Origin of the sequence: Streptococcus mitis, assembly GCF_946188615.1 — a bacterium.
Lineage (GTDB): Bacteria > Bacillota > Bacilli > Lactobacillales > Streptococcaceae > Streptococcus > Streptococcus mitis_BZ.
On record NZ_CAMHVK010000002.1, the window covers coordinates 287,284 to 304,366 of the forward strand.

Annotated in this window: 10 protein-coding genes, 1 tRNA gene and 2 pseudogenes; 1 reads left to right on the forward strand and 12 read right to left on the reverse strand. The window is 39.6% G+C overall.

Annotated elements, in window-relative coordinates:
- The first annotated feature begins 60 nt into the window (after positions 1 to 60).
- Entirely contained in the window at positions 61 to 417 is a 357-nt protein-coding gene (locus tag OCF95_RS03355) for a DUF3397 family protein (RefSeq protein WP_000525400.1), read from the forward strand.
- Positions 418 to 597: 180 nt separating this feature from the next.
- Here the strand turns inward: OCF95_RS03355 and OCF95_RS09910 are convergent, their stop codons facing one another.
- The 12 genes and pseudogenes from OCF95_RS09910 to OCF95_RS03405 form a co-directional block, all read right to left on the reverse strand.
- Positions 598 to 1,056, reverse strand: coding sequence for a hypothetical protein (locus OCF95_RS09910; protein WP_419991760.1), 459 nt, complete (start codon positions 1,054 to 1,056; stop codon positions 598 to 600).
- Between the two features lie 102 nt (positions 1,057 to 1,158).
- Positions 1,159 to 7,659, reverse strand: a pseudogene (gene bgaA / locus OCF95_RS03360) (LPXTG-anchored adhesin/beta-galactosidase BgaA); the annotation flags it as partial.
- A 90-nt stretch (positions 7,660 to 7,749) separates the two neighbouring features.
- Positions 7,750 to 7,851 (reverse strand): annotated as a pseudogene (locus OCF95_RS09915) (YSIRK-type signal peptide-containing protein); the annotation flags it as partial.
- Between the two features lie 426 nt (positions 7,852 to 8,277).
- Positions 8,278 to 8,586 (reverse strand): hypothetical protein, encoded by a 309-nt coding sequence (locus OCF95_RS03365; protein ID WP_261104903.1) that lies wholly within the window; start codon positions 8,584 to 8,586, stop codon positions 8,278 to 8,280.
- Positions 8,587 to 8,776: 190 nt separating this feature from the next.
- Positions 8,777 to 8,849 (reverse strand) — tRNA-Thr (locus OCF95_RS03370).
- Positions 8,850 to 8,949: 100 nt separating this feature from the next.
- Positions 8,950 to 9,735, reverse strand: coding sequence for an ABC transporter permease (locus OCF95_RS03375; protein ID WP_261104904.1), 786 nt, complete (start codon positions 9,733 to 9,735; stop codon positions 8,950 to 8,952).
- A 1-nt stretch (position 9,736) separates the two neighbouring features.
- On the reverse strand, positions 9,737 to 10,555 hold the full coding sequence (locus tag OCF95_RS03380; protein WP_261104905.1) for an ABC transporter permease: 819 nt from the start codon (positions 10,553 to 10,555) through the stop codon (positions 9,737 to 9,739).
- 1 nt (position 10,556) lies between these two features.
- Positions 10,557 to 11,549, reverse strand: a complete 993-nt coding sequence (locus OCF95_RS03385) for an ABC transporter ATP-binding protein (protein WP_261104906.1) — start codon at positions 11,547 to 11,549, stop codon at positions 10,557 to 10,559.
- Positions 11,550 to 11,830: 281 nt separating this feature from the next.
- On the reverse strand, positions 11,831 to 12,712 hold the full coding sequence (locus OCF95_RS03390; protein WP_078238253.1) for a class II fructose-bisphosphate aldolase: 882 nt from the start codon (positions 12,710 to 12,712) through the stop codon (positions 11,831 to 11,833).
- A gap of 146 nt (positions 12,713 to 12,858) precedes the next feature.
- Complete coding sequence (vncS, locus tag OCF95_RS03395; RefSeq protein ID WP_261066903.1) at positions 12,859 to 14,181, reverse strand: sensor histidine kinase VncS; 1,323 nt, start codon at positions 14,179 to 14,181, stop codon at positions 12,859 to 12,861.
- Positions 14,178 to 14,834 carry a response regulator transcription factor VncR gene (vncR, locus tag OCF95_RS03400; protein WP_024057458.1) on the reverse strand — a complete coding sequence of 219 codons (657 nt, stop codon included), beginning with the start codon at positions 14,832 to 14,834 and terminating at the stop codon, positions 14,178 to 14,180. The genes vncS and vncR overlap by 4 nt, the downstream gene beginning before the upstream one ends.
- A 159-nt stretch (positions 14,835 to 14,993) precedes the next feature.
- Positions 14,994 to 17,083: DUF1542 domain-containing protein (locus tag OCF95_RS03405; protein ID WP_474104219.1), on the reverse strand; the 2,090-nt coding region annotated here is incomplete at its 5' end.

The window sequence follows — 17,083 nt, forward strand, 5'->3', positions numbered from 1 at the left end:
CTGACTTTCCTATAAATTCCTCTGTTTCTCGTTTCCATTAGCGATTTTTTATGATACAATATGGGTATGATTTTAATGAAATTAGCATCTATTTTATTATTGATACTGACCTTAGTAGTCTGCATTATCATAACCAAACTTTTTAGATTAAAAAAACTAGGACGAAACTTTGCGGATTTGGCTTTTCCAGTCTTGGTATTTGAATATTACCTTATTACAGCTAAAACCTTTACCCATAATTTCCTCCCTAGACTAGGCCTAGCACTCTCACTCCTAGCCATTATTCTCGTTTTTTTCTTCCTTTTGAAAAAACGCAGCTTTTACTATCCTAAATTCATCAAATTCTTCTGGCGTGCAGGATTCTTATTAACCCTTGTCATGTATATCGAGATGATTGTTGAATTGATGGCCCTCTAGCTGAATCTTATATGAGACATAAAAAATAAAGGATTTAACCCATTCGACATGGGTTAAATCCTTTTTTCTGGTTTAAAAATCGTTCGAGTAGATAGTTCCCAAGCGATACTTCTCTTGTTTCACTTGGGAACACTGCACAGAATAAATCTTAATGAGAAAGTTACATTCCTCAAATCAATCTTATCCGACCCACTCACCGTTTTCATTTACTTGATAACCATCCGGAGTTACTGTATTGACAGCAAGAGCTCCATTTTCATCAACATAATACCATTTGTCTCCAACTTGGAACCATTGACTTGTCTTCATCGAACCCGATACATCAACATAGTACCACTTACCAGCTTGGTCCAAAATCCACTCATTAGATGACATAGCCCCTGATTGATTCAAGTAATACCATGTACCTGATTGGTCTTTTATCCAGCCAGTTTCCATTTTTCCTGTTTGATCAAAGTAATACCAAGTGTCTCCATCCTTGACCCAACCCTTAGCCAAGTCTCCATTTTGTTGACGATAATACCATTTCCCATCTTCCTTGTTCCATCCAGGTTTTTTGCTTTCCTGAGTAGGAGCTTGTATCACAATGTTCGGAGCAACTGATAGATGATTTTTAAAATCTGAACTGTTACTTGCCACACCATAATTTGATGGATTTGGATTGGCAATATTTGAATTCGGATTTGCTCCTGGTTTTTGTTCCGTAGGTTGACTGCTACCATTGTCTTGATGTCCACCCGCAGGTGTCTCAATGTTACTTGTTTTCTTCCTAGTACCTACCAAAAGAATTCTATTTACAGGTTCTTCCAGAATCTCACGTGATTTTTCTTCGTGCTTGCCATCAGTCGTTACTTCTGTATAGATACGTTCCTTACCAACTTTACCTTCTTGCAATAGGCGAACTTCTCCTTCAAGCAGAGTATCGTCTTTTTGTTCAAGAGTTTGGAAGTTTAATTCTTTGTCTACCACTTCAAGACTAGGCAAGTCATATTGAGCAGGAGCTACAAGTTTTCCATCTATCACTTTTTCCTTAGTCAATTTAATTCGGTATTCTTTGACATTCTTACCACTCTCTGATACCAGACGGACTAATACAGGAAGATTTTCATTTCCACTATCCACAATTGTAGATGTGACTTGATCTTTCCCTTCTACAGTGATTTTTGGACGTTCCCCTTTATAAATCAATTCATAGTCCAAACGATTTTCAGAGAAGTCAGGAAGCTCTTTACCATCTACTAAAATTCTTCCCTCTGTGCTCTCTTTTGCAAGCTCACTTGGTGCTCGGAAACTTAATTCAGTTAAAGCAACCCCATTTTTATCTGCTTTTCTATCCATGCGCCATCTCATAGCTTTGGTAGTCACAGGTTTAAATGTCACATTGATCTCGTCTCCAGCTTGAATTTCTTTGTCTGCGTAATAAGGAACAAGTTCCCAATTATCAGGGTTATTAAATGGATGATTTGATTCGTAGCTGTAGTTTGAATAGTAAACCGGAACATCAAAGTCAGGACCGATGTATCGTTCCAATACGAGTTTAGCTGGGGCATCTGTTCCACTATCTGCAAAGAAGTTTAGTTTAGCTTGTGAAACCTTTCTATCCACAATTTTACCATTCTTTTTAAAGATAACACCAACTGATACTTCTGGATTAGCTGATGGATTAGCTGACCAGTTTGTCCAACGGTTGTCTTGATTTCGGTCATTATCATTTAAATAGTCTACACGGTCGTTCGAATTATCATCCAAATCATTAGTAGCTGAAGCAAAAGCCTGACTATGAGTAGCAAGATAATCTGGATTATCAGAAAGAGATCTACCGACCTTGTCCGTTACTCGAACAGATAATTCTACTGGGACTTCACTACCAACTACATGACCTTTAATTGTATATTCCCCAGCTTTGTTTAAGGTAGAAGCAGGGACTTTTTCCCATTCAACTGCCAAATCTTTTACGTCATAACCGCTCTTACCTGCGAAATAAACTGGAACCTTATTTGGCAATTCCAAAGGTTGACCCAGTTGCAACAATTGAGACTGTTTAGCAGCCGCAATTGGTTTACGAGCCAACAAGTCTTTATCTTTTGTAAAGTGAAGATTGTATTCTCCAAGAATATCGCCATTTTCTGCTTTCACAATAACACGGACAGGATCGCCTTCTTTCACACTAGGAACTACTGTAGCCAGTCCATTATTTGTGATACTAGCTGTTACTTCTGGAATTTTTCCATCACTATAGTCTAAATAGTAATCTGTTAAGTCTGGATTAAAGTGAGGAAGATCTTTTCCAGCCACCTTAATGTTAGTAGTTGCCTCTTTAGCTGGTGCTACCTTTTTAGAGAAAACTTGTAATTCTGTAATGGATGTTCCAAGTTTATCGTCAGCTCTGGTCATGCGAATACGTACCGCGTAGGTATCCACCTTGTCAAAACTGAAATGATTCATTTCTCCTGCTTTTAACTGATCTGGAGCCTTAAGATTTGTGACTGGTTTCCAATTTTTACTGTCATTAAATACGTGGTTTTCACCCTCTACATAACCAGGATTCTTCGGTGCAGTTGGAACTTTTTCACCCACATAATACTCAATGACGTAAGATTTTGGAGCACCTACACCGCTATCTTCATAAAAGGCTACATTCAAGTTATCGACCGAACGTTTTGTCAAAATACCTGAATCTCCAAAGAGTACCCCTACTGAAGCTTCTTCAGAACGTTTCCAGTTTGACCAACGATTTGCAGGCTGATCACCATAAGAAATAACTTTATCATTTACATTAGATACTGGGTCATAAGAATGAGAATCTGATGCAAAGGCAAGTGGTAATTCTGAACCTGTCCATTGGTCTGAAATATTATTGCCAATTTCTGTTTGATTGGATACACGAACATGTAATTTCGTTGTCAGCTGTGTTCCTTCCACACGACCTGTTACAGTAAAGATTCCCTCTTTTGCATACTGGCTTGCATCAATAGTATCCCAAGCCACCTTAGCTGAAGATACTTGGCCATTTGAATAATAAGTACGGACACTCTCTGGCAAGCTTGGTGCTTCAGCAATTGGTGTTGTGATGCTCACATCTTCAACTTTTACAATTCCTTCTACTGATACTGTCGCACGCGCTTCTTGATTCAATCCTTCAACCTTACCAAGAACTTCAAAAGTATGATAGTAATTTAATTTTTCAGATGGAATCGTATCCCAAACCACCTTATGAACTTTTGGAAATCCTTTATCGTACTCAACTGTTACTGTAGATGGAAGATTTGGTGTTTGGTGCAAATCTGTCACAAGGTTAACTGGACGAATAGCCTGGACAACTTTCTCTTCAGTATTTGCTGCAATCGTTAGAGGAAGTTCTCCTTTTGCACCTTCATATTGAGCTTGTAAAGTGAGACTACCCGGTTTATGCAACTCTAGCATTCCCTTATTAACAGAGACTCCTCCCTCGCCTTGGCTTGAGAAAGTCACCTTATCGGTTGGTAAAACAGCTTCAGTTCCATCCTGATAACGGGCTAAAACTGTCATTTTAACAGTTTGATCTTCTTTGAGACTAGTAGCTTGATCCACTCTGAGACTCAAGCTTTCAATTTGTGGAGAATCAACAAGGAACTGAACTGCATAAGTTTGTAATTGTCCACCATCTTTAGGTTGAACATAGATACTAGCACGCATTCCATTGGACTCATTTGCCTGAATCACGTTCACATCGGCATTTTCTGCACTAGCACTGACTTCTGGAATTTTTGCACCATAAGAAAGTTTATGATAATGTACAGGATGCTCTTTTGAAAGTTCCGTAACACTTCCACCACCTACTGCTATAGTTGGTGTAACTTGAGATAATTCCTTACCATCATCAACTATCAAAGTAGCGTGGATAGTTCTATCTCCCAATTGGCTAGTCATCTGGATATGTGCCCCTGGAGTAGACAACTTCTCTTGATCTTCTGGTGAAATTTCCCAATTTTCAACTTCGTAATTGTGAATACGACCATCTGATGAAACAAGTGAAACAAGTTTATCCACAGAGCTCAAGTCTGTTCCAGGTGCCATGCGTTTAACAGCTGGAAGTTCATTCGCAATTGTAAGAACTTCAACACGAGCCTCAACTTCACGCCCATCAGACACACCTTTTACAGTTACAGTTCCAGCTTGACTGACATCTGCTTTAGACCAGGTTACAGGACGTTTTTCACGACTACCATCACTATAGACAAATGGCACTGTCTGAGGCATTTTAAGTTTTTGACCTAAAACTGTCCGAACTTTTGGTATTTCTGTTCCTAAAACAGTTTTTTCTGACTTGTCTGACTTACCTGTAAAAACTGTAACTTGATCTGATTTCAACAAGCCTGAATATGCTGTAAGGGTAAATTTACCTGCTTGATCAGTCGATTTAACAATCGCTACCCCTTTACCATTAAAGGCTCTACGAATCCAAGAACCATCTGCTTGTTCTTTATAACGTTCACGACTAGCTTGCTCACCATTATCCACACCAACCAGTTGACCTTGTCCATGAAGTTGGAAGTGAACTAGATTGTTAGCAGTTGGCACAACATTTCCCTTACTATCTACAATTTCATAATAGATATAAGTCAAATCTTTTCCATCTGCAGCGATTGCATTTTCTTCCTTAACCAAACGGACACCTGCAGGTTCACCAGCAGTTACAATCTTATCACGAGCAATTTCCTTGCCAGACTCATCTCGAGCTACCGCTTCCAAAGTTCCTGGTTTATAAGCGACTTTCCACTCCAAGTATAGCTCTTGAGGATTTTCACCTTCTTGATATGTACGACCGTCACTTGTTTGTTTTTTGTTGAATTTTTTAAGACCTAGTGACTCATTATTTAAGAACAATTCAACACTAGCAGCATTGGAATAAGCTCTAACTGGGATTCGATTTTCAGCATCTGCAACATTGTCGGCCAATTCAGTCTTTTCCCAGTTCCAGTGAGGCAGTAAATGAACCATTGGTTTTTTCTTGGCAGAAACCCACTGACTTTGGTAGAGATAATAGTCATTTTTTGGAATACCTGCGGTATCAACAATACCAAAGTAGGAACTTTTTACCGGTGTACTATTTTGATTGTGCCATGGTGTTGGTTCACCAATATAATCCGTACCGGTCCAAATGAATTGTCCAGCATATCCTGGATGATCTCTATCAAAGGTCCATGATGCTGTAGCAGTTTTACCCCAACCAACACGATCATTACCATAATCGGATTGTTCGTAATTACGCCAATATTGGTTACTTCCTACCCACTCACTCTCTGGATGGAAATAACTTCCTCTTGTACGAGTTGCTGAAGACGTTTCTGAACCATAAATGAGCCATTTCGGATGTTTTGCATGAAGAGTTTGATAATTTTCTTCAGAGTAATTCAAGCCAACTGCATCTAGTTCATCTGCGATCTTTTCATGATCTCCAGTTCCATCTCCGAAACGGAATTTATCAGCTCCCATGGTTACATAACGTGTATTATCGACAGATTTAATCACTTTCACCAAGCGTTTGACAGTTGCAAGAGAATGGGCTTTCCCATCTGCTTCACCGATTTCATTACCAATAGACCACATGACAACAGCAGGATTGTTTTTATCTCTTTCTACCATTGTTCGAAGATCGTAGTCGGACCATTTTTCACCTTTTCTTGCTTCAGGGTGGGTAGCATCTTTTTCAAAGAAACGACCATAGTCGTATGGTTTCTTACCTCCATACCAAGTATCAAAAGCTTCTTCTTGAACAAGCAAACCGAGCTCAGCTGCAATCTGCAAGGTCTGAGGACTTGCTGGGTTGTGAGTCGTACGAATCGAATTCACTCCCATTTCCTTCATTTGTTTCAGACGACGATATTCAGCCTTATAGTTTTCTTCTGCTCCTAGCGCTCCATGATCATGGTGCAATGAAACACCGTGGAACTTGATGTGTTCACCATTTAAAGAGAACCCTTGGTCTGGAGTCCAGTTATAGTAGCGATAACCAAATAAATCTTTCTTTGCATCTACAAGCTGACCATCTTTGTAAACACGAGTTACCATCTCATATAAAGCAGGTTTGTCAGATGACACTGTCCACAATTTTGGTTTTTCAACCTCTAATGCTGAATCCAAATGAATGGTTTCCTTAGCTTTTAGAGTTTTACTCTCAGTTCGAACAAGTTCTGTAACTGCCTTCCCACCTCGTTCAAAAATTTGATACTCTGCTACAATTTCATGGTCTTTATTGTCTGTATTAACAATTTTACTGCTTACTTGAGTTTCAACTTTTCCTCCTTGTTGACTTTCTAGTTTTGGAGTTAGAATAGTTGTCCCATTCTTTTCAACATGAATCTTGTCTGTTACCTGCAATGATACGTCTCGATAGATACCACTTCCTGAATACCATCTACTACTTGGTTGCTTATTAACTGCATGAACAGAAATGACATTTTCTCGCCCATCTTTATGGAGATAGTTACTAATATCATATGAAAATTGATTGTAACCATTTGGATAGTGACCAACTAGTTGGCCGTTGACGAATACTTGTGAATCCATGTAAACACCATCAAAGGTTACACGAACATCTTTATTCAAGTCCTTTTCGTCTAACTTAAAGGTTTTCCGATACCAGCCATCTCCACCATTCAATTGACCGCCTTCGTTTTGAGCTGGTGAATCATGGTCAAAATCAAAATGAATACTCCAGTCATGAGGAAGATCCATTTTTTTCCATGAAGAAATATCTGCGTCTGGTTTTACAGCTTCCTTTGCATTGGCATTTAGTTTAAAGTGCCAATTCTGGTTGAAGGAAATGTTTCTATCTTCAATTAACTTATCAACTACTTCATTCGTAGCAGATTTGAATTCTTGCTTATCTTTTGAAACAGAACGATCTTGTGATTCTGCTTTATTTGTTTCTTCAGATTTCTTCTTATCCTCAGATTTATTTTTATCTTCAGATTTATCCGTTACCTCAGTCTTATTTGTTTCTTCAAGCTTATTGCTATCCTCAGGCTTGTTCCTTTCTTCTGTTTTGTTTTCGACTTCAGCCTTACCTTCTTCTAAAGGAACTGATTGATTATTGGCAACTGAAACTAAAGGTTGATCTGCATGAGGTTTTACTACTGCATCACTACCATCCGCATTTTCCTTTAAAGATACATTTTCAGCTTTAGCAGGCTCTTCACTTACTTTTTCAGTCGCAACACCTTCAGCTTTATGTTCACTTGAGAGTCCAGTAGTTTTCAGGTTTTCAGACTGGTGCTCAGTCCTATTTGTTGACACAATTTCTTCAGTATTTTCGTTGGCATATACCGAAGAAGATAGACTAACGCTTGCCCCTAATAATAGAGCACATGTCCCTATAAGCACCGAACAAGCACCGACTGAAAATTTTCGAATACTATACACTCTTTTTTTGTTCCAATTACCTTTTTGCATGTAATCCTCCTTTTAGTAACCGCTTTCATTTTATCTGAGAGCAATCTACTTATTATAATTATCTTATAATACGATTTTATAACCAATAAAAAATTTGTCAACCTTATACATATAAGAACAATAGTTTTGATTGTTTTTTATAAAAATTGGAGAGTTTTTAAAAAGTATTGAAGTTGAATTTATTATAATAAAAATGATATCCGACTTTCTTTAAAATTTTAAGACGGAATAGTTTTTTATTATCCCAAACAGAAAAAATCTTTCTTAAAGATTTAAACATACAAAAAGAGCAAACGAATATTTCAGTTTTTTCCTGATTTCGTTCACTCTTAATTCTTAGTTTGGTTTATTAATATTAGTTAAATTTATCCTATTCCTAAACGTTAATATCCAGCTATATTATGTCACATCGCTATTTGAAAAATCTTATTTTCCTTCTTTATCAGGAAAGATAAATCCAATACCAATGCAAGCTAGTACGCCCGCTCCAATTACCAAGCCACTTGAAATTGGTAAAAGGTCCAAAATTGCATTGGCAATAATAAAGGCAATAATCAAACACATCAGACTAGCCTTGTAGTCTTTTTTCAAAAGATTCTCTAGAGTGAAAAATAGGAACAGCCCTACCGGAATCAATGACCAGAGGTTGACATCCAAACTTGGCCATCCAACAGAACCAAAATACACTACTGTCGCTGCTGCTACTAAAAATACAATCCCCAATAATTTTTTCATTTCTTTATCTCCGATTTCTTTTTTATGAACTTGAGTTATCTGATAGTGACGCCTCACGTCCCTTACAAAAATCATTATAGCAGAGGTCAGTTTCAAGAACAAGCTCTTTTGTCTATCTGGTCTCTATCTCGGTCTAAATGGTTCAATAATTAAGAAAAAAAGAAACCCAGTAGAATGAGTTTCTTCTCTTTGCCGATTGCAGGGGTTGAACCTGTGACCTAGGCTTTACGAGTGCCTTGCTCTACCAACTGAGCTAAATCGGCGATTACACTTACAGTATAGCACTCTAAGAATAGTTGTCAAGAAATTTTCATCTCTATTAAAAAAAGCCTGTCCTGAGACAAGGCTTTGATAGTATTCAACTTAAGAACCTGCACTTTCGTAGGAATCTAAGCCCCTATCCCAAAGTTTAAGGGAAATGACAAAGAAAACAAGGGAAATCAACATCAAACCACCAATGTTAAAGATAACATCCTTGTCCTGCAAGAAATAGCTAGCAGGATAGTAGGCCGTAAAAGCGAAAGGCACTATAAAGCTAATCAACCAGCGAAGGACTGAATTGTAAATGGAAATGGGATACTTGGCAAAATCATTAAACATATAAAAAATGTAAATCATGGCGCCTGACTGCTTGGTCCAAAAAGCGATGCTGGCTGTCGCAATTTTCAAGGAAGTATAAATCAAGGTCGCAAATGGTATGCAGACTAGGAAAAGTAGGAATTTTGGAAGAGTCCAAGAAATGCTAGTCACTGTTGTTCCCAGTAAAATACCACCGACCAAGAGTTCTCCCAAGGCATCAATCTGAAAGGTCTCAACTAAGATGTGAAAGAGAGGATTGATGGGACGAGTCAGATACTTGTCAAACTCCCCTTTTCGCACTAAGCGCTGTCCCAGAGCCCAGAGATTGTCAAAAAAGAGATGGTCCAAACCCTTGGGAATCAAAGAAAAACCATAGATAAAGGCAATTTCTTGAAAAGTCCAACCTTCTAGGGATGGAATATGTTGAAAGATGACATTGAGAAACAAGAGGTTCAATCCTTGAGTCAGAAAGACTCCTAACACACCAACTACAAAATCCACCTTGTATTCCATGATTTGCTTAATGTATTGTCTGATAAAAATCAGATGCATGCGTTGATATTTTTTCATACTAACCTCCTTGAATGGTGATAAATGACTGGACTCGTTTCCAAATCAACTGAGACAAACCCACCATCACTAAGAGCCAGAAAAACTGCAAAGCGAGCGCCTGAATCATCTGACTGGCATCGTATTTCCCAACAATGATCATGACCGGAGTATAAATCAAGGATGAAAAAGGCAGGAAGGACAGAATGTCTGAAACAACCTTTGGAAAGAAAGCTAAGGGAATCAAACTTCCAGACATAAAGGCCACTATTGAAGTCTTAAGTAGATTGGAACCCCATAGATTTTTAAACACAAAGGCAGAAAATCCAAAGCAGATATTAAAGAAAAAGTTAATCAGATAGGCAATCGTTAAGCTAAAGAGATAAAGGACAGTTAATCCCAGCACTTCTACAATTCCTTGCCCAGATAAAATTTTCATCAAAACAATGACACTTAAAAATGGCAGTCCAACAGATATAAAAATCAACCACTTGGAGCCAAGCTCTGTAAAAAGGTAAGATGCCGCAAAATGCACTGGTCTCAATAAGCGCATGATAATAGAACCATCCTTGACCTCCTCCCCGATCATAAAGGAGCTATCAGATCTGGTCAAAAGATTAGTCACAAAACTCATGATGATATAGAGGGTGATATCTGCCATACTAAAGCCCTGAATCAAAGACTCCTGGGAGGAATCAAAGACTGCCTTCCAGAGATAAAAGGCCACAAAAGCCCCCATGACATCCCCAATCCGATAAAGAATAAAGTTGACTCGATAGGTAATCAACTCCTGAACACCTGCATTGATAAAGGGTTTATAACGTCTCCACAATTTGACCATCTTATAGCTCCTTTCGATAGAAGCGACGGATAATATCTTCAATATCCGTATCCACCATCTTCAAATCGCGGATTTCAAAATCAGACAGGGTTTGCTTGATAATGTCAGCTGTCTGGTAGCGTGAACTATCGAATTCAATGTTGAGACTATTCCCTTGTCTATCAATTGTCATATCCGAAAAGCCTTCATAGTGAGAAAGGAGATGACTTTGACCTGGTAGCAGTTCAAAGGAGAGCGTCTTCATCTTGCCAAAGGTTTCCTTAAGCTGGCTAACCGTTCCATCAAAAATCTCCTGCCCCTTGTCAATCATAAAAATCCGATCACAAAGTTGCTCAATATCACTCAGATCATGAGTGGTCAAGAGAATAGTAGTTTCTTCCTCCTGATTGATTTGGGTAATAGCCCGACGAATATTATCCTTGACCGAAACGTCCAGGCCAATGGTCGGCTCATCTAAGAAAAGAACCTTGGGATTGTGAAGCAAGGAAGCTGCAATGTCCGCCCGCATGCGCTGCCCTAGTGAAAGAGTCCTCACGGGATCCTTGATAAAGTCCTTCAAATCCAAGACTTCATTCAAAAAGTCCATACGCTTATGAAAGAGCGAGTCTGGCACATCGTAAATCTCCTTCAAGACCGTGTAGGTCTCTTGCAGCGCCAAATCCCACCATAGCTGGGTGCGTTGTCCAAAAACCACTCCAATATCCTTGACATAATCTTGACGATTATCCTGAGGAATCTTGCCGTTAATCCGACAAAAACCAGATGTCGGTTTCAAAATCCCGGTCAGCATTTTAATGGTTGTCGACTTCCCGGCACCATTAGCACCGATAAAGCCTAAAATCTGCCCCTTGGGAACCTCAAAGGTCAAATCTTTTACCGCTTCAAAGGTCTGCTTTTCAGGATGAATAAAGGAGCGCAAAGCCCCCTTCAAGCCCGGTTCCTTAACAGTCTTCACAAAATTTTTCTGAAGATGTTCCACTTCTATCATTGCCATATCTATCTCCCTATGTAAGGAATAGCAACATTGTCTTTTGACTACAAGTATTCTAAATCCTTACTTTCTACACCTTCTACATTTTATTACTACAAAAGGCTTTATACCAACCTATTATAGTCCAATAAAAATCAGAATGCAAGCGTTTGCTTAAAGTTTATGAAATTGAAAATTTTTCTCTTAAAATAATACTTTTAATCAAAAATTCTGCCTTAATAGTTTCCTTAAAACACCAAAAAACCTGCCCAATGGGCAGGTTCTTTCTGTATTATTCAGCTAGATTAAGCTTTACCTTCTGAACCGAATACGTCGATACGTTCTTCAACTGATGCTTGGATAGCTTTTACACCGTCAGCCAAGAATTTACGTGGGTCGAAGAGTTTTTTCTTGTCGTATTCTGCTTCGTTGGCTTCGTAGTCACGAGCAAATTTACGAGTTGCGTTAGCGAATGCGATTTGGCATTCTGTGTTAACGTTAACTTTCGCAACACCAAGTTTGATAGCTTCTTGGATTTGCTCATCAGGAATACCTGATCCACCGTGCAATACGATTGGGAATCCTGGAACAGCTTCAGTCAATTTTTGCAAGTGATCAAGGTGAAGACCTTTCCAGTTTGCTGGGTAAGGACCGTGGATGTTACCGATACCAGCTGCCAAGAAGTCGATACCAGTTTCAACCATTGCTTTAGCGTCTTCGATTGGAGCCAATTCACCATCACCGATGATTCCGTCTTCTTCACCACCGATAGTACCAACTTCAGCTTCCACTGATACACCATTTGCATGAGCAAATTCTACAACTTTACGAGCTTTTTCAAGGTTTTCTTCAACTGGAAGGTGTGAACCGTCAAACATAACTGAAGTATAACCAACTCGGATACACTCAAGTGCATCTTCGTAGTGACCGTGGTCAAGGTGGATAGCTACTGGTACAGTGATACCCATTGATTCAACAAGGTTAGCGATCAAGTTGCGAGCAACTTTGTAACCACCCATGTATTTAGCAGCACCCATTGAAGTTTGGATCAAAACTGGAGCTTTTTTAGCTTCTGCTGCGCGCAAGATAGCTTGAGTCCACTCAAGGTTGTTTGTGTTAAATCCACCAACTGCATAACCGTTGTCACGAGCTGCTTGGACAAATTTTTCTGCTGAAACGATTGCCATTTTATCAGGCCTCCTGTATATTTTTATGGGTCATCCCATTTACATTGTTCATTTTATCACTTTTTGACAAAAAAATCTAGTTTTTCCCGCAGTTTCGATTGAATTTCTTCTAGCTTCATCTATGTAAGCCCTTTCTCTCCCTAATCTTAGGTGACTTTTGGAAAAGCTATGAAGAAGGTTAAACGATTATCCTCCATCTCGAAATGATAGGGTAATTTTTCATGTTCTAATAGACTCTTGACCACAAAGAGCCCCATCCCAGACCCCTTGGCCTTACGACTAGCATTATCAGAAAAAGACTGGGCCAGTTTTTCTTGTTCTTCAGGACTACAACTATTCTCGATAAAGAGTTCTCCTTCTCTTTCGCCAATGCGAACCAAGCCACCTGGAACAGAGTGCTTGATGGCATTGCTGATAAGGTTAGAAAGAATCAACTTCATAACTGATGGGTTTAGATAAGCCTGCTGATGGGTTAAACTATTGTCTATCTGGAGTTCTCTTTCCTTGGCTAGTAAAGCATAATCCTTAACTAGACTTTGCGTCATCTGGTATAGGTCAATTTGTTCCCTATCATCTCTCAATTCCTGCACAGACGAGAGGGAAAGTATCTGCAGAACATGGTGATTGAGTTCATCCACAATCCCTAAGGCAACTCCCAGATAGTGGTCTCTATCCTTATAACGACCAACATTTTCTTTCATGTTTTCGATCAAGATTTTCAAACTAGCCAGTGGTGTTTTCAATTCATGAGAAGCCCCTCGTAGGAATTCGACCTTCATCTTTTCAAGCTGGAGAATAGCTTCATTCTTGTCATGCAAGTCCGCAATGACAGTCAAAAGATGCTGGTAGAGGCTATTGATTTGTTCCTTGAGATCACCAATCTCATCCCTAGAATCCACGCGCAATCGCACTTGGGCATCCAGTTCCATCATTCTACGAGTTACTCGCTTGATTTCCAAAATCGGGGCAACAATGGTCCGAGCATAGATATAGGCTACCAAAAGGGAAATCAGAAAGGATGCCAGCAAGGTATAGGGAAGAAACTGGAGACTGATTTGCTCTGCTTCCTTTTGCAAATCCATGGACGCTAAAAACTGGAGAGTCATGGTACCACCGTCCTGCGTTTTCACCTCGCGCTCCTCGATAAAAAGAGAGGTTGTCTGGCGATCTGTATCCAGAGGAAGGCTGTCCTTTACTTCTAACTTGTCCTCGGTCATCTCGCCCTTGACGGTCCCCTTGATATCACTAGTCTGAGAATACAAGTCTAACACTTGCTCGATGCTCTGCCTATCCTTACCTTCTAGGGACTGGGCAATGGCTGTCGCTTTCTGACCAATGGTTTCCTGACGATGACTCAGATAAGTAGAAGGAAAAAGAAAATAAATAGCCAAATGAAGGCAGATAACCAGAACACTAAATATCGAGAAGGTATAGATAAATATCTTTGTAAATAAACCTGTTCGTTTCATTTTCGCTCCAATTTATAACCAACATTGCGCACAGTGAGGATGCAATCCAAGTCTAGCTTTTTCCGCAGCTCCTTGATATAAACATCAATGACACGGTCAAAGGGAACCTCATCTGTCGCTTTCCATACGGCATCAATTATCTGAGATCGGGTCAAAGCCCGTCCTTCATTTTTCACCAGATAGTCCAAAATTTCCAACTCTTTAGCATTAACAGCCACTTCTTGACCTGCTAGGCTGGCACTGTAGCTCTCAAAGTCCACCTTGGTATCCTTATAGGAGAAGACTCGTCCTGTATCGTAGTAGCGCTTAAAAATCGCGTCTACCCTCACTTTTAAGAGGGAGAGGGAGAAGGGCTTTTCCAGATAGCCATCTGCCAGAGAGGCAAAGGCGCTCAGCTTGTATTCCTCATCCTGAAAGGCGGTCAGCATCAAGACAGGGACTTGGCTGGTTTTACGAATCTCCGCTAGGACTTCTAGGCCATTGAGCTTGGGCATCTGGATATCCAGTAAAACCAAGGCTATTTCATAGCTGGAAAATTTTTCTAAGGCTTCTTGACCGTCTGCTGCCTCAATGGTTTCATAACCGCAATCCGTCAAATAGTCACTGACTCCCTCACGGATCATCTCTTCATCTTCTACAATTAAAATTTTCATACTTTAACTGCTCTCTTTTTTATTTTTCTTAGAATAAATACCTACTCTATTTATTATAATCTCTTATTGGCCTTTTGTCTTTAAGAAACTTGCTACTAGATAAAACAAAGAGAGCCTATCGCTCTCTCTGCTCACATTTCACTCCCTATGGAATGAAAATTATTTAGCTGCTTTTGAAAATGTTACAACGTAGTTATAATCTTTCCCATTAGCTTGATAGACATAGTCCTCTTTGAAAGTATAGCCGCGTTTGCTCAACTCTTCTTTCTTAGCATCAACTTGGCTCTTGACTGCTGCTTTCACCTGTTCAGTTGATAAACCTTCCGCGATTTCAAGAGAAGTTCCATTGATATCTCCTAGGAAACCTGCAATATCTTTCATTTTATCAAAGTTATAAAATACATTTACTTTGACCTTTTGAGGAGCTGGCTGTTCTAGACTTCTACGATTTCTGCTAGCGCGCGGTTGAACTGCTGGAGCCATTCTGAAACCTGAAGTTCCTGTAGCCTCCTTAGTGAATGTGACAACGTAGTTATAATCTTTTCCATTATTTTTAGAGAGATAGTCTTCTTTAACAGTATAACCACGTTTACGTAATTCCTCTTTCTTGGCATCAACTTGGCTCTTGACTGCTGCTTTCACCTGTTCAGTTGATAAACCTTCCGCGATTTCAAGAGAAGTTCCATTGATATCTCCTAGGAAACCTGCAATATCTTTCATTTTATCAAAGTTATAAAATACATTTACTTTGACCTTTTGAGGAGCTGGCTGTTCTAGAATTCTACGATTTCTGCTAGCGCGTGGTTGAACTGCTGGAGCCATTCTGAAACCTGAAGTTCCTGTAGCCTCCTTAGTGAATGTGACAACGTAGTTATAATTTTTCACAGTAGTATCTTGTTCAAAAATAATGTCATTTTTCACATAATACCCTCTAGCAGCTAGGTCTTTTATCTTGGCTTGAATTTTTTCTTTTACTAATTCTTTTGCCTGTGCTTCACTCGTTCCAGCAGGAATTGTAACAGTGTTATCTTCTCCTGGGTCAGATAGGAAACCATGAATATCTGGCATTCCAGCGAAGTTATAGCTAATATTTACAGTTCCATCTGGTTCTGATGTTGAACGTGCTACTCTTCTTGCTCTTGCTTGAACTGATGGAGCATTTCTAAAACTTGAAGTCCCTTCTGAAGTTGAAGAAGGTTGTGCTGGAGTTGTTGCTGTAGCTTCACCTGATCCATGACCTATTGCTGTACTTCCATCATTAATAGTAGTACCCTCATTACGACCATTTGTTAAATTATCTTTATTATAATTTGGTGCTGGTAATTCTTCACCTGGAACATTAATCTCATCAATCTTAGTTTGATATTCATCCGTAGCGTCTACTGCTGCATCGTGATCTTTAGCATTATTTATCGCTTCTAATCCTGCTTCTTTTAAATCTTTTAATTGAGCTTCTAACTTAGCTTTTTCTGCTTCATCTTTAACTTTTTCAATTTCACTAAGTTTTGAAGCCGCAATTTTTTCAATAACATCTTTTCCATCTTTTTTTGCTCCCTCAAGTTTTTCATCTTTAGGTGCTACTTCTTCAGACGGAGTTTCTTCTTTGGGTGCCGGAGCCGGATTTGGTGTTTCATCCTTTGAATCTACTGGATTTGATGTATCTCCATTTTGATTAGTTGGTAGTTTATCCTCTTTGGGTATTGTTGCTTCTGGTTTTGAAGCTGGAGTTTCAGGTTGTTCTGTAGTCCCTGTGTTTGAAGTAGTACCATCTGTTACCGGACTTGATGTTGCTACATTACCTGAATCATTTGTAGCTTCCGCAGATGGAGTATTAGAAGGTTCTGACTTTGTTTCAGATTTACCTGATTCTCCAGCTGGCTGTGCAGTGGAATTGGTATCGCCTGATGTGACCGGTGCTTCTTCGCTTGGGGTTACCGGTGCCGGTGTCGCTGGTTCTTCCGCTTTCGGAGCAGGTGTCGTTGGTTCCTCTGATTTTGGTGCGGGTGCTACTGGCTCCTCTGATTTTGGCGCTGGAGACACTGGTGCCTCTGATTTTGGCGCTGGAGATACTGATTCCTCCACCTTTGGCGCTGGTGTCGCTGGTTCTTCCACTTTCGGCGCTGGTGTCGTTGGTTCCTCTGCTTTCGGTGCTGGTGTCGTTGGTTCCTCTGATTTTGGTGCTGGTGTCGCTGGTTCTTCTGCTTTTGGCGCTGTTGCAGTTGGCTCGTCTACTTTCGGTGCTGGAGATA

Coding starts and splice junctions, on each gene's coding strand:
- OCF95_RS03355 (WP_000525400.1), top strand. CDS start 61: ATGGGTATGATTTTAATGAAATTAGCATCTATTTTATTATTGATACTG.
- OCF95_RS03365 (WP_261104903.1), bottom strand. CDS start 8,586: ATGAAAAAATTATTGGGGATTGTATTTTTAGTAGCAGCAGCGACAGTA.
- OCF95_RS03375 (WP_261104904.1), bottom strand. CDS start 9,735: ATGAAAAAATATCAACGCATGCATCTGATTTTTATCAGACAATACATT.
- OCF95_RS03380 (WP_261104905.1), bottom strand. CDS start 10,555: ATGGTCAAATTGTGGAGACGTTATAAACCCTTTATCAATGCAGGTGTT.
- OCF95_RS03385 (WP_261104906.1), bottom strand. CDS start 11,549: ATGGCAATGATAGAAGTGGAACATCTTCAGAAAAATTTTGTGAAGACT.
- OCF95_RS03390 (WP_078238253.1), bottom strand. CDS start 12,712: ATGGCAATCGTTTCAGCAGAAAAATTTGTCCAAGCAGCTCGTGACAAC.
- vncS (WP_261066903.1), bottom strand. CDS start 14,181: ATGAAACGAACAGGTTTATTTACAAAGATATTTATCTATACCTTCTCG.
- vncR (WP_024057458.1), bottom strand. CDS start 14,834: ATGAAAATTTTAATTGTAGAAGATGAAGAGATGATCCGTGAGGGAGTC.